The following is a 13,978-nucleotide window of genomic DNA, read 5'->3' as shown; positions in this document are numbered from 1 at the left end:
TGTTATAATTAATAGTGTTACATACATAATGGTAGTGCAGGAGGCGCAGTCTTATGATTAATCAAGAACGTTTAGTAAATGAATTTATGGAATTAGTACAAGTAGATTCTGAAACGAAATTTGAAGCAGAAATCTGCAAAGTATTAACGAAGAAATTTACAGATTTAGGTGTAGAAGTATTTGAAGATGACACAATGGCTGTAACTGGTCATGGTGCAGGTAACTTAATTTGTACTTTACCAGCAACAAAAGATGGTGTTGATACAATTTACTTTACTTCTCATATGGATACAGTAGTTCCTGGTAATGGAATTAAGCCTTCTATTAAAGATGGATATATCGTATCAGATGGTACAACAATTTTAGGTGCGGATGATAAAGCTGGATTAGCATCAATGTTCGAAGCAATCCGTGTTTTAAAAGAGAAAAATATCCCTCATGGTAAAATTGAATTTATTATTACAGTCGGAGAAGAATCAGGTCTTGTTGGTGCAAAAGCATTAGACCGTGAGCGTATTACAGCGAAATATGGCTACGCATTAGATAGCGATGGAAAAGTTGGTGAAATCGTTGTTGCAGCTCCAACACAAGCGAAAGTGAACGCAATTATTCGCGGGAAAACAGCTCACGCTGGTGTAGCGCCGGAGAAAGGTGTATCTGCAATTACTATCGCAGCGAAAGCAATTGCGAAGATGCCACTTGGTCGCATTGACTCTGAAACGACTGCAAATATTGGACGTTTTGAAGGTGGTACACAAACGAATATCGTTTGCGATCATGTACAAATCTTTGCAGAAGCTCGTTCTTTAATCAATGAGAAAATGGAAGCACAAGTTGCTAAAATGAAAGAAGCATTTGAAACAACTGCAAAAGAAATGGGCGGGCATGCAGACGTTGAAGTAAACGTTATGTACCCAGGATTTAAATTTGCTGATGGCGATCACGTTGTAGAAGTTGCAAAACGTGCAGCTGAAAAAATTGGTCGTACACCTTCTCTTCACCAAAGTGGTGGCGGAAGTGATGCAAACGTAATTGCAGGACATGGTATCCCAACAGTTAACTTAGCAGTTGGTTATGAAGAAATTCATACAACAAACGAGAAGATTCCTGTTGAAGAATTAGCAAAAACAGCAGAATTAGTTGTTGCAATTATTGAAGAAGTAGCGAAGTAATGAAATAGAAAAAGCGTGTAAATCAATTGTGATTTACACGCTTTTTATTTTGATTCGATTGCTTTGACAAGACGTATAAGCCAATATAAGAAAACCTATGGAAGTATATACGTTGTTGCTACATGTACTAGATGAAGGAATAATCCTAACGTATTTATATTGAAAATCTGAAGTAGTAAATAATTAATTGCAATGATTAATATAACTACAAGGAATGTATAGTTGAGTTTATCCCGCTATTTGCCGGACAGTAAGCTCCCTACCTCAAAATTCAGCGAAAGTAAAGAAGTTAGGTGGGGGCCCTGCTGCCCGCAAAAACCCGATTGGTGAGGGTTGATTAAAGTTTCACTTTATTAGTTGATCTCATCATAATCAGACCCTTTCACATATATATCCTCTTTATATCGATTATAAAAAAGAACAAGTAATTATTATAATTATTGTGCAAAATTTGATATAATGAAAGAACGAACGTTCTGATTAGGGAGTGAGTACTATGCGAGAAATGTATCCGAAAAATGGTCGTGTTATTTTACATGTAGATATGAATTGCTTTTTCGCATCTGTTGAAATTGCTCATGATCCATCATTACAAGGAAAGCCATTAGCGGTTGCTGGAAATGAAAAAGAGAGAAAAGGAATTATTATAACATGTAGTTATGAGGCGAGAGAATACGGCATACGTACGACGATGCCCCTTTGGGAAGCGAAAAGGTTATGCCCGCAATTAGTTGTAAGGCGTCCTAATTTCACATTATATCGCGAAGCTTCATTTCAAATGTTTCAAGTCCTTTCTCGTTTTACAGAAAAGATACAACCAGTCTCAATAGATGAAGGATATTTAGATATTACAGATTGCTACGCACTTGGTTCGCCTCTTGAAATAGCAAAGATGATTCAACAAGCACTATTAACAGAGTTGCAGCTTCCGTGTAGTATCGGAATTGCTCCAAATCTTTTCCTAGCAAAAACAGCTTCTGATATGAAAAAACCTCTCGGTATTACCGTACTTCGAAAACGTGATATTCCAGAAATGATTTGGCCACTTCCAGTTGAAGCAATGCATGGGATTGGAGAAAAAACAGCTGAAAAATTAAATGAAATTCATATACATACAATTGAACAGTTAGCGAAGGGAGACGAGCATATCATTCGCGCTAAAATTGGGAAGCACGGTATTGATTTACAAAAGCGTGCAAAAGGTACGGATGATAGGGAAGTGGATCCGAGTCAAATGGGCCAACATAAAAGTGTCGGTAACTCGATGACTTTTTCAAAGGATATGGATGAAGAGAAAGAATTACTTGATATGTTAGAACGGTTATCAAAATCAGTGAGTAAAAGATTACAAAAGCGAACCCTTGTCAGCTATAATATTCAAATTATGATTAAATACCATGATAGGCGAACAGTAACACGGAGTAAGCAATTGAAAAATGCAATTTGGGAAGAACGCGATATTTTTCAAGCAGCATCCCGTTTATGGAAGCAACATTGGGATGGTGATTCCGTTCGTTTACTAGGTGTTACAGCTACTGAAATAGAGTGGAAGACAGAATCGGTGAAACAATTAGATTTGTTTTCATTTGAAGAGGATGCGAAAAAAGAGCCACTACTTGCTGTCATTGATCAAATTAACGATAAATATGGAACACCGATTTTACAACGAGGTAGTCAACTACTACGTAAGCAAGAGAAGTCGTTTCAACAAAAGTTAGAAAATAAGTTTATGTAGAAGGTGTCATGAAGTAGTAAAATCATGACACCTTTCCTATTATACAGGTACCAAGTGATACGAGAGCATTTGTCCGTAACCCAGCCATTCCGTGTCTCCATTGTCTTTCCATTCCAATGCAAGCTCCTACAATAATTACGATAACTAATCTGAATACAATGTCGTACCATACCATCATGGTCACCTCCATAAATAAATATGTGTTATGTCTTTTAGAATGAGCGGGGAATACCCACTCATTCTTATTTTTACAACCAGCTATGAAACTTTTTAATATAAAGCTTTTTTAGGAATTGTGTTAAAAAAGCGTAGCCTAATAGTATTCCTACTAACCAAGGGAAGTAGTTAAGTGGCAATGCTTGTAAACCAACGGCTGCACCAAGTGGTGAGAATGGAATATAAATCCCGATTGCCATAATAAGAGCAGTTAATAAAACGACTGGTGTTGATGCAGTGCTTTGAATAAATGGAATCTTTTGTGTTCTTATCATGTGAACAATTAAAGTTTGTGTTAACAATCCAACGACAAACCATCCGGACTGGAATAATGATTGCTCGCTCGGTGTATTTGCACCAAATACATTCCACATGACTACGTATGTGATAATATCAAATATGGAACTAATTGGGCCGATACAAATAATGAAGTTTCGTAAGTTTGCAGTATCCCATTTTCGTGGTTTTTCTAGAAACTCTTTATCCATTTTGTCCCATGGAATAGAAAGTTGTGAAATATCATAAAGTAAGTTTTGAATTAAAAGATGAATGGCAAGCATCGGTAAAAAAGGAATGAAAGCACTTGCTACTAACACGCTAAACACATTACCAAAGTTAGAGCTAGCTGTCATCTTAATATATTTTAAAATATTTCCGAATGTAGTACGTCCTTCTAAAATACCTGCTTCTAATATAGTTAAACTTTTTTCGAGTAGAATAATATCGGAAGCTTCTTTCGCAATATCAGTAGCAGTATTAACAGATATTCCGACATCAGCTTCACGTAATGCTACAGCATCGTTAATGCCGTCTCCCATGTAACCTACAGTGTGTCCATTTCCTTGTAATGCGTGTATAATACGAGATTTTTGCATTGGATTAAGCTTCGCAAATACAGTCGTTTCTTCAGCAAGTTTTGCTAATGCTTTATCTGGTAAAGAATCAATCTCGTAACCGAGGATTGGTTCGCCGATATCTAATCCAACTTCTTTACAAACCTTTCTTGTAACAATTTCGTTATCGCCAGTTAAAATTTTCACTTGTACACCATGTTTTTGTAATGCTTGAATTGCAGCTGCTGCAGATGGTTTCGGTGGATCTAAAAAGCCGATATATCCAGCGAGAATCATATCAGTTTCGTCTTTTACTGCGTACTCTGTATCATTTATTCTTCTATCTTTTTTATAAGCCACAGCAATAACCCGCATACCTTCACTATTTAGTGTCTCACTTAGTTTTTTGACATTTGAACGTATTTCCTCGGTGAGTGGAACGATTTTTTCATCCACTTCAGTGTAGTTACAAATTGATAAAATTTCTTCTACGGCACCTTTACAAACCATTGTATGTTCACCTGAAATATCCTTTACGATAACTGACATACGCCGGCGGGCGAAATCGAATGGAATTTCATCTAGCTTTTGAAAAGCTGATGGATTAAATTTATTGTTTTCCTCTGTATGCTTAATAACAGCTTTATCTATTAAATTTTTCAATCCAGTTTGATAGAAACTATTTAAATAGGCAAATTGCAAGACGCGATTGCATTCATTTCCCTTGGGATCTAAGTGACGAACAAGGACCACTTTATCTTCTGTTAAAGTTCCGGTTTTATCTGTACAAAGAATGTTCATAGCACCTAAGTTTTGAATAGAATTTAGCTGTTTTACAATTACTTTTTGTTTAGACATGTTAACGGCACCTTTAGCTAAATTAGCAGTTACAATCATTGGTAACATTTCAGGTGTAAGGCCAACAGCGACGGCAATAGCGAAGAAGAAAGCTTCTTGCCAATCTCCTTTTGTGAATCCATTAATGAGAAGGACAATGGGTGCCATAATAAGCATGAATGTAATTAAGAGCCAGCTTACTTTGTTTACACCTTTATCAAAGCTTGTTTCTACACGCTTTCCAATTACCTTATTTGCTAAAGAGCCGAAATACGTATCGGTACTTGTTGAGATGACAACAGCTTTTGCGCTACCACTTACAATATTTGTTCCCATGAAGCAAAGGTTTTCCATATCGAGTGGATTGTAATTTTTTTTCATGTTTTTCGGTAAGATATGCTTATTTTCTGTATGGTAGCAGTGTTCGTATTTTTCTACAGGAAGTGCTTCCCCTGTCAAAGAAGATTGATTAACAAATAAATCTTTAGCGGATACAACACGCACATCAGCTGGAACGATATCACCAGCTGAAAGGGAAATAATATCGCCAGGTACAAGTTCCTCAATTGGAATTTCTGTTGTGTAATTTCGGTTTAAATTCTTTACATTTTTTGTTTCATGTACAAATCCATTTATTCTAAATACGCTCGCAGTTGTTCGAACCATAGCTTTTAACTTATCGGCAGCTTTTTGAGAACGAAATTCTTGGGAAAACCGAATCGTTGCACTAAGTAGGACCATTACAGATACGACAATCGTTCCTTGCATATCATCTGTGAAAAAGGAGAGTGCTCCAAGAGCTAATAAAACGAAAATAAATGGATTTTTAAATGCCAATAGAAATTGAATGTACCACGGCGCCATTTTATTATGAGCTATTTCATTCGGACCATATAAAGAAAGTCTACGAGACGCTTCTTGTTTAGATAATCCACCTTGTGTTGTTTCTAAAAGTTTTAACGCAGAGCTTACATCTTGTGTTGCAACCTCCACTAATAATTCGTTATTTGTTTGCATGCTATCTTGCTCATAAGCATGCTTTGTTTCTTGTCTTTGTAAATTAAACATCGGTAGTTCCTCCTCTGTCATGAAGGAGGAAACAATCTGTTACCTAACTATTTGAAATGGTGAGGAACAGTTTCTTTCCTACCTACATGATGAAATATGAATGTAAAACGTATGGGTATCTGGGCCGAATCATCAATTGCCAACTGTTCCTCACCTCCGTACAATTTAGTAGTTTCTGAATATGCTATGTTTGTTTCATAGTAAGGTGCATATAGACGTAAAAAGACCTTTACTCAAAACGAGTAAAGGTCTGAATTCGCAGTTAAAAGAGTCCACAACAAAGACTGTTAGTAGACATAAATAAAAACAGTTTTTGTGTATGACAAAATACATGCACCTCTCCCTCGTTGAGTTTTAGCACTGTATAGCATAGGTACTGAAACCAGCTACGTTAAAAAAGGCCTTCATTCCGACCTTTCCTGTTGACCCATTGGCGTCTCTCGACATTTTTGGGCAGCAGCGTTTCTCTATACAGGAGCCTCACCTAACAGAGACCATATTCAATTACATGTTGAATGTTAGCAATGGAAAATCGTAGTGTCAATATCTTTTTTATCTGTGTTTTTAAAATATTAAACGGATTTATAATAGATATGTGGGATGAAATGCATGATATTGATTATGAATAATATGGAAAAATATTTTTATAAAAGGGGAATTTGTAATGGGACCACAAAATTTTATTATAAATATTGAGAATCAAAAATGGTTGTTTAATGAGCATGAAGATTTATGTTCTCATGGAGAAATATATTTAAATGTGGCTGGAACGATTATTACGCAGACAGGTATGGATGAGGAATGGGGAATAAGTGAATCAGCTTTAGCTTTGTTACGAACTTTAGATAAAGAATATATTTGTGATATTGAAAATGAAGCGGGGCTTATTTTGCACGGATGTGGCACTATGCTAATGTTAGGATGCCCAATTTCAATTCATTGGACTATAAATCATATAGGTGAAAACGTGATTTTAAAGGACTTTGTCAAAGTTATTTCTACTAATCAAAAGGCTATATACTATGAAGGACTTCATATAGAATTGAATGAAAATGAATATAGAAAACAAATTGTTTCTTTTGCACTACAAGCAAAAGAATTATTTAATAAATCAAGTGAAAAGATAATTTCAAATGAGTTTGAGCGAAGTATGTATACCGACTTTTGGACGGAATATGATCATTTGTTAAATAAGTATAAATAAAAAAGCACTGTAACCAGTGCTTTTTTATTATAGATTACGAGATTGTAGGGTTTTCAAAAATAACAATTTCTGAACTGTTTGTAGTTGAAACACGTTGGGCGTAATATGTTAAAGCTGAAGAAATATATGCTGGTAACGTATCATTTGTATGTGATGTTGTATATTCATGGATTAATTCCTTTAAAGTTGTCCATTCTAATTGTGCTGGGTGATCAGACACGAAAGAACTTACCCAGCGATCAAATGAAGATGAAAAATCAGTTTGTAAACGAAATACTTCTTTCATAATAAAACGCTCCCTTAAAATGTAGTATAATCATTTTACCATAAAACACGAACAATAGCTAAATTTTTTAAGTATAACGTTCGTGTTATATAGTTGTCTAGATGATTGGTTATGTAAATTCAATTTGCCATTTGAAATAACATTCCGTAAGATGAGAGATAGAGTATATTTAGAGCTGGAGGAAAGAAAGTGGAATTTGTATTTTTAGGAACTGGTGCAGGTGTTCCTTCAAAAGGAAGGAACGTTTCAGCAATTGCTTTACAATTGTTAGAAGAACGAGGACAAACTTGGTTATTTGATTGTGGCGAGGCCACGCAACATCAAATATTACATACATCTGTACGTCCGCGCCGCATTGAAAAAATATTTATTACGCATTTACATGGCGATCATATTTTTGGATTGCCTGGTTTATTAGGTAGCCGTTCATTTCAAGGAGGAACTACGCCTTTAACGGTGTATGGACCGAAAGGAATTAAACAATTTATTGAAGTGGCATTATCGGTAAGTACGACACATGTGAAATATCCACTTGAAGTTGTGGAGATAACAGAAGAAGGTACCGTATTTGAAGATAATGAATTTTATGTAGAAACGAAAAGATTGTCACACGGTATAGAATGTTTTGGATATCGTATTGTAGAGAAAGATATACAAGGTGCTCTTTTAGTTGATAAGTTGCTTGAGATGGGTGTGAAACCAGGTCCAATCTTTAAACGTTTAAAAGATGGTGAAGCAGTTGAATTAGAGGATGGCACGATATTAAATGGAAATGAGTTTATCGGCCCACCTCAAAAAGGGAGAATTATTACTATCTTAGGTGATACGCGATATTGCGAAGCGAGTAGGGAGCTTGCGCAAGATGCAGATGTACTTGTCCATGAAGCGACTTTCGCAGCAGAAGATGAGCAACAAGCGTATGATTATTTTCATTCTACATCTAAGCAAGCTGCGAGCATTGCACTTCAGGCAAATGCGAAGCGACTAATATTAACTCACATTAGTTCTCGCTATCAAGGAGATACATATAAGGAATTATTGAAAGAGGCTAGAGAGTTGTTTTCTAATACAGAAATAGCGACGGATTTGAAATCATTCCCAGTAGAAAAATGATAATTTTATAAAAAATGGTAACGGCGGGTTACCATTTTTTTATGTCTAAAAAAATTTAAAAATAAAACTGTTATTATTTTATACTTATACTTGGATGATACAGAAAATTAGGATGGTTTGAATATATAGGATAAAAATACGAAATAATGATTATTTAGAAAAACTGTTATATAAGTCAGATGACATACAAGTGATACAAATAGCAGAAACGGACTTTTATTCAGAACTTTTAAAATTCAACAAAAGTAAGCGTTTTATAAAAAACAAGCTATAATGAGGGCAGATTATAATTTATGATAAGTCACATGTATTTTAGTCATTATCGTAACAAGTGAAGTTGACTAAATCATGAGAGAGTAACACGAGAATTATAATAGGAAAGATATTACTATTATTTGTCATAAGTCTTTTTCACTTTTTAGCTAAACGATATGATTAGCGAGTGTATCTATTGCAAGTTCCTTAGTTGAAGCTTTTTATTAATAAGGTGGTGGAGATTTAATTGGTATACCACTCTTTAAAAGAGTTCAGAACATCAGCAGGTAGTCTAGGTGGAATAGCGGATGCAAATTTAGTTGCATTAGCAATGGTTATATCACTTGTTTATGCTATGCTTGCAATGGCTTCTGTGTTAAACTTTGGATTGCTACCAGACTTTATTGTGGATTATCTTGTATCATTTTTAAATGAAAATAATGCTAAGGTTCTTATGTATTATGATAACTGGTATTATTTCAGGTTATATTGAATTACTTTTATTCAAAAACTATCCAATTCGTATAGCAGAACAAATTCGTGGTACAACTGGAAAAGCGACAGATGTAGCAGCTTAATAGAATAGTAGAATAAATTTTTTTCATAGAGGTTTAGGGGGAGTTATGATGAAGTATCGCTCAGTATTTGATATTATCGGTCCAGTTATGATTGGACCATCAAGTTCACATACAGCAGGCGCGGCAAGAATGGGGCAAGTTGCTCGCCAGCTGTTTCGTCATGAACCAGAAAGAGTAAGCATTTCGTTATATGGATCATTTGCAAAGACGTATCGTGGGCATGGTACGGATGTAGCGCTAATCGGTGGAATATTAGGATTTGAAACAGATGACTTACGTATTCCAGAGGCGCTAGAAATAGCAAAAGAGCGCGAAATTGAAGTGGAATTCATTGAAGAAGATGCCAATGCACCTCATCCAAATACAGCGAGAATTCGTTTGTATAAAGGTGAAGAGGAAATTGAAGTTGTTGCTTGCTCAATTGGTGGCGGTAAAATTGAAGTTGTAGAGTTAAACGGATTCGATCTTCAATTATCAGGCACGAGCCCAGCACTACTTATTGTAAATAACGATCGCTTCGGTGCTATTGCAGCGGTAGCTTCAATCCTTGCGAAACATGAGATTAACATTAGTACGATGAGTGTATCTCGTAAAGAAAAAGGAAGAAGAGCGCTTATGGTCATCGAAACAGATGAATTATTAGCAGATGAAGTAATTGAAGAAATAAAAGCGCAACAAAATATTTGTCAAGTAACTATTATGGAATAATTGCAGGGGGGACACACCATGTTTCGGAACGCAGCGGAACTAGTGGCGCAAGCTAAAGAACAAAATGTAAAAATCGCAGAAATTATGATTCAATGTGAAATGGAAACAAGAAGTATTTCACGTGAAGAAGTAATTGCTGGTATGGAAAAGAACTTAGTAGTGATGGAGCAAGCAGTAGAACGTGGTATTCGCGGCGTGAAATCACCAACTGGTTTAACTGGTGGAGATGCTGTAAAAGTTCAAGCGTATATGAAGAGTGGAAAAGGCTTATCTGGAGATACGATTTTGGATGCAGTAAGCAAAGCTGTTGCAACAAATGAAGTAAACGCAGCGATGGGAATTATTTGTGCAACACCAACAGCAGGGTCTGCTGGAACAGTGCCAGGTGTACTATTTGCACTAAGAGAAAAATTGCAACCTACACGTGAAGAAATGATTGAATTCTTATTTACAGCAGGAGCTTTCGGTATGGTTGTTGCGAATAACGCTTGTATTTCTGGTGCGGCAGGAGGATGCCAAGCTGAAGTTGGTTCAGCAAGTGGAATGGCGGCTGCAGCTGCAGTTGAGATGGCTGGTGGAACACAAGATCAAGCAGCTACAGCGATGGCAATTTCATTAAAGAACATGCTTGGTTTAGTGTGTGATCCTGTTGCAGGACTTGTAGAAGTACCTTGTGTAAAACGTAATGCAGCAGGAGCTGCAAATGCGATGATCTCAGCAGATTTAGCATTAGCTGGTGTAACGAGTACAATTCCATGTGATGAAGTAATTGAGGCAATGTTTAGAATCGGACAAACGATGCCAGTAGCACTTCGTGAAACAGCAGAAGGTGGACTTGCAGCAACGCCGACTGGTCGTCGCCTGCAAGAAGAGATTTTTGGGAAGAACAATAACTAAGTGTAATTATAAAAAAAGGAGCTCAAATAAACTTGAGCTCCTTTTTCTATTTTTCTTTTGTTAGTTGTTCTAATGTTTTTCCAAGATTATGTGATCGTTTCGTTGCCTGTGTAATACAAGAAATAAGTGCTTGTTGAAATTTATGTTCTTGTAATACTTCAATACCTGCTTCGGTAGTTCCACCAGGAGAAGTAATTTCCTTTCGCAAAATAGAAGGGTGTTTGTCACTTGCTTTTAGCATTTCAGCAGCACCAATCATCGTTTGAAGAATAAGTGATTTTGCAACATCTTCTTTTAAACCAATTTTTGTTGCAGCTTCTTCCATAGCTTCCACTACGTAATAAATATAAGCAGGTCCACTTCCGGATAATGCAGTGACAGCATGCATATCTTCTTCCTCTACAACAGAGACGAGACCAATCGTTTCAAATAAAGATGTTGCAGTGCGAATATGTTCCGCTGTTGCATGTTTTGAAGGGGAGATAGCGGTAGCTGATTTTAAAATGGCTGCGGATGTATTTGGCATTGCACGAATAATTGGAACGTCTTTTTGAAGTAGTTTTCTAATTGAGTGAGTAGAAACACCTGCTAGTAATGAAATAATAAGCACGTTATTATTTATGTATTCTTTAAAAGGGGTAAGTGCCTCTGCAACATCCTTTGGTTTCATTGCTAGAAAAAGAATATTTGCATCAGTAAGTAATTCTTTTTTATTATGAGTACCTTTGACACCGTATTTTTTATGTAGCTCTTGTAATCTTGTCTCGTTAGAACGATTACTTACAGTAATTTGTTCACCTTTAACAACATTTGCATGTAACAAGCCACCAATAATAGCTTCGGCAATGGAGCCTGCACCGAGAAAGGAAATGTTTTGAATAGACATGATGTTCCTCCTTTAATTTTGGTTAGAAATTCTTATAAATGTACATACATTCGTTTTTTTATAGGAAACACCTCTTTTTATCTGAAAATAATGACAAATATATATAGAAGTTGTAAACTGAAGAAGTATTCATTTTTGAACCGGAAAGAGACAGGGGGGGCTAAGCATGACGGCGATTCACCGAATGGAGATTCCTGTACCATTTGCAGTGGAAACTGTGAATGTGTTTTTAGTTGAGGGGGAGACATTAACATTAATTGATACAGGGACGAATACAGAAGAGGCAAGGAATGCGTTAGAAAGTCAATTAGGTGCATTAGGACATACGCTAGAAGATATTAAAACAGTAGTCATTACGCATCATCATGCAGATCATTGTGGACTTTTAAATATATTTTCTGAGAAGACGAATATTATTGGACATCCTTGGAATGAGCCTTGGATCACACAAAATCCAGAATTTTTAAAGCGGTATCATGAATTTTTTAGAGAGACGGCCTTACAGTTTGGTGTGCCAGCAGCATTTTTGAAAGACGAGTCGTTATTGACGACGAGGACACTTAAATATTCTTGTAATAGATCGTTAACGCATACTGTGAGAGAAGGAGATCGTATTGATTCTTTGCCTGGATTTATAGTACTTGAAACACCAGGTCATGCTTCTACTCATATTTCTTTATATAGAGAATCTGATGGAATATTAATTGGTGGAGATGCTCTCATCAGTCATATTTCTTCGAATCCAATACTAGAACCACCATATGAAGGGCAAACAGAACGGGCACGCCCATTACTACAATATAATCAAACATTACAGCGTTTAAGCGAAATGAATATTTCACGCATTTTATCAGGGCATGGGGAAGATGTTCTAAATGTGAAACAACTTATTGAAACGAGATTACAAAAGCAAGAAACACGTGCTTTTAAAGTGCTTGAGTTATTAAAGGAAAAACCAATGACAGCATTTGAAGTATGTGTAAAACTATTTCCGGTATTATATAAAGAACAATTACCACTTACTATTTCAGAAACGGTTGGACAATTGGACTATTTAGCATATAATCAACAAGTGATGATTGATGAGTCATCGCAACAATTGATTTATTATGCAAAGTAGGTGACAGCAATGACAGGACGTTTACAAAATAAAGTAATCGTCATTACAGGTGCTTCTAGTGGGATTGGTGAGCAAGTTGCAATGCAAGTTGCAGCACAGGGAGCGACTCCAGTATTAATGGCTCGAACAGAAGAGAAACTACAAGCGTTAGTAGACAAAATTAAAGAAACTTATAATACGCCTTGCTATTATTATGTATTAGATGTAAGTGAAGAGATGGAAGTACAGTCTGTTTTTTCAAAGGTATTACAAGAAGTGGGACGTATTGATATATTAGTAAACAATGCGGGATTTGGTATTTTTAAAACGTTTGAAGATGCGTCAATGGATGAAGTGAAAGATATGTTCCAAGTAAATGTATTTGGATTAGTAGCATGTACGAAAGCGGTACTACCTTATATGGTAAACAAGAACGAAGGACATATTATTAATATTGCTTCCCTTGCCGGAAAAATTGCAACTCCGAAATCAAGTGCGTATGCAGCAACGAAACATGCTGTATTAGGATTTACGAATAGTTTACGCATGGAATTAGCGAATACAGATATTTATGTTACAGCAATTAATCCAGGTCCGATAGATACAAACTTTTTTGAAATAGCGGATCAATCTGGTACATATGTAAAGAATATGGGACGTTACATGTTAAAACCAACATACGTAGCAGAACAAATCGTAAAGTCGATGCACATGAAAAAACGTGAAGTAAACTTACCGAAGTGGATGGGAATTGGCCCGAAACTTTATGCTTTATTCCCAGGTTTATTTGAACGTGTAGCAGGTAAATCATTAAGTAAAAAATAGGAGATTTCCACATGGAAATCTCCTATTTTTTATTGTTTTCCAGTCACATAATCATAAACAATATCCTCAATCTCCTCGTATAAATCAATTTCAATATTTGAATGAGTCATCGTTTGAATATGTTTCACTAGCATTTCCTGATCTTCTTTTGATATTGGACTGCATTGATATTGCTGAAAACTTTTTATAATCATTTTCTCAATTAATTTTTCGTTCATATTTTTTCCCGCCTGTATGTACGTATGTATTGTTTTATTGTACTTGAA

Annotated in this window: 13 protein-coding genes, 1 pseudogene and 1 riboswitch; of the genes and pseudogenes, 9 read left to right on the top strand and 5 right to left on the bottom strand. The window is 35.9% G+C overall.

Annotated elements, in window-relative coordinates:
* The first annotated feature begins 53 nt into the window (after positions 1-53).
* Together NST86_RS21060 and NST86_RS21055 are read left to right on the top strand one after the other, a co-directional pair.
* A complete protein-coding gene (locus tag NST86_RS21060; RefSeq protein ID WP_000609803.1) occupies positions 54-1,172 on the top strand; it encodes a tripeptidase T in 1,119 nt (372 codons plus the stop codon).
* A 496-nt stretch (positions 1,173-1,668) separates the two neighbouring features.
* Entirely contained in the window at positions 1,669-2,907 is a 1,239-nt protein-coding gene (locus tag NST86_RS21055; RefSeq protein WP_001208856.1) for a DNA polymerase IV, read from the top strand.
* 40 nt (positions 2,908-2,947) lie between these two features.
* On the opposite strand, the pseudogene NST86_RS21050 reads toward NST86_RS21055, so the two are convergent.
* Both NST86_RS21050 and mgtA read right to left on the bottom strand, forming a co-directional pair.
* Positions 2,948-3,082: pseudogene (locus tag NST86_RS21050) on the bottom strand (MgtC/SapB family protein); the annotation flags it as partial.
* A gap of 73 nt (positions 3,083-3,155) precedes the next feature.
* On the bottom strand, positions 3,156-5,861 hold the full coding sequence (gene mgtA / locus NST86_RS21045) for a magnesium-translocating P-type ATPase (RefSeq protein ID WP_140159103.1): 2,706 nt from the start codon (positions 5,859-5,861) through the stop codon (positions 3,156-3,158).
* Positions 5,862-6,192: 331 nt separating this feature from the next.
* A riboswitch (M-box (ykoK) riboswitch) is annotated at positions 6,193-6,360 on the bottom strand.
* A 165-nt stretch (positions 6,361-6,525) separates the two neighbouring features.
* Between mgtA and NST86_RS21040 the strand changes: the two genes are divergently transcribed.
* Positions 6,526-7,065 (top strand): hypothetical protein, encoded by a 540-nt coding sequence (locus NST86_RS21040; RefSeq protein WP_016118611.1) that lies wholly within the window; start codon positions 6,526-6,528, stop codon positions 7,063-7,065.
* A gap of 34 nt (positions 7,066-7,099) precedes the next feature.
* Here the strand turns inward: NST86_RS21040 and NST86_RS21035 are convergent, their stop codons facing one another.
* A complete protein-coding gene (locus NST86_RS21035) occupies positions 7,100-7,351 on the bottom strand; it encodes a DUF3932 family protein (RefSeq protein WP_000665709.1) in 252 nt (83 codons plus the stop codon).
* Positions 7,352-7,540: 189 nt separating this feature from the next.
* Between NST86_RS21035 and rnz the strand changes: the two genes are divergently transcribed.
* From rnz to sdaAA, 4 genes are all read left to right on the top strand, one after another.
* The gene (rnz, locus tag NST86_RS21030) at positions 7,541-8,464 is read left to right on the top strand and encodes a ribonuclease Z (RefSeq protein WP_000397453.1); all 924 of its coding nucleotides are present in this window, start codon (positions 7,541-7,543) and stop codon (positions 8,462-8,464) included.
* Positions 8,465-8,966: 502 nt separating this feature from the next.
* Positions 8,967-9,212 (top strand): hypothetical protein, encoded by a 246-nt coding sequence (locus tag NST86_RS21025; protein ID WP_016118609.1) that lies wholly within the window; start codon positions 8,967-8,969, stop codon positions 9,210-9,212.
* 133 nt (positions 9,213-9,345) lie between these two features.
* A complete protein-coding gene (gene sdaAB / locus NST86_RS21020) occupies positions 9,346-10,005 on the top strand; it encodes an L-serine ammonia-lyase, iron-sulfur-dependent subunit beta (protein WP_016118607.1) in 660 nt (219 codons plus the stop codon).
* A gap of 18 nt (positions 10,006-10,023) precedes the next feature.
* On the top strand, positions 10,024-10,902 hold the full coding sequence (gene sdaAA / locus NST86_RS21015; protein ID WP_000489461.1) for an L-serine ammonia-lyase, iron-sulfur-dependent, subunit alpha: 879 nt from the start codon (positions 10,024-10,026) through the stop codon (positions 10,900-10,902).
* A 46-nt stretch (positions 10,903-10,948) separates the two neighbouring features.
* On the opposite strand, the gene proI is transcribed toward sdaAA, so the two are convergent.
* Positions 10,949-11,788, bottom strand: a complete 840-nt coding sequence (proI, locus tag NST86_RS21010; RefSeq protein WP_016118606.1) for a pyrroline-5-carboxylate reductase ProI — start codon at positions 11,786-11,788, stop codon at positions 10,949-10,951.
* Between the two features lie 166 nt (positions 11,789-11,954).
* Between proI and NST86_RS21005 the strand changes: the two genes are divergently transcribed.
* Positions 11,955-12,908 (top strand): MBL fold metallo-hydrolase, encoded by a 954-nt coding sequence (locus NST86_RS21005; protein WP_016118605.1) that lies wholly within the window; start codon positions 11,955-11,957, stop codon positions 12,906-12,908.
* A 9-nt stretch (positions 12,909-12,917) separates the two neighbouring features.
* Positions 12,918-13,712 (top strand): SDR family NAD(P)-dependent oxidoreductase, encoded by a 795-nt coding sequence (locus NST86_RS21000; protein WP_016118604.1) that lies wholly within the window; start codon positions 12,918-12,920, stop codon positions 13,710-13,712.
* 29 nt (positions 13,713-13,741) lie between these two features.
* Here NST86_RS21000 and NST86_RS20995 read toward each other — a convergent pair whose 3' ends face one another.
* Positions 13,742-13,930 carry a YqzH family protein gene (locus NST86_RS20995; RefSeq protein ID WP_001003220.1) on the bottom strand — a complete coding sequence of 63 codons (189 nt, stop codon included), beginning with the start codon at positions 13,928-13,930 and terminating at the stop codon, positions 13,742-13,744.
* Positions 13,931-13,978: the final 48 nt, after the last annotated feature.

The organism is Bacillus sp. FSL L8-0199 (assembly GCF_038005705.1).
GTDB classification, from domain to species: domain Bacteria; phylum Bacillota; class Bacilli; order Bacillales; family Bacillaceae_G; genus Bacillus_A; species Bacillus_A cereus.
This window is presented reverse-complemented; position numbering and strand designations above follow the sequence as displayed.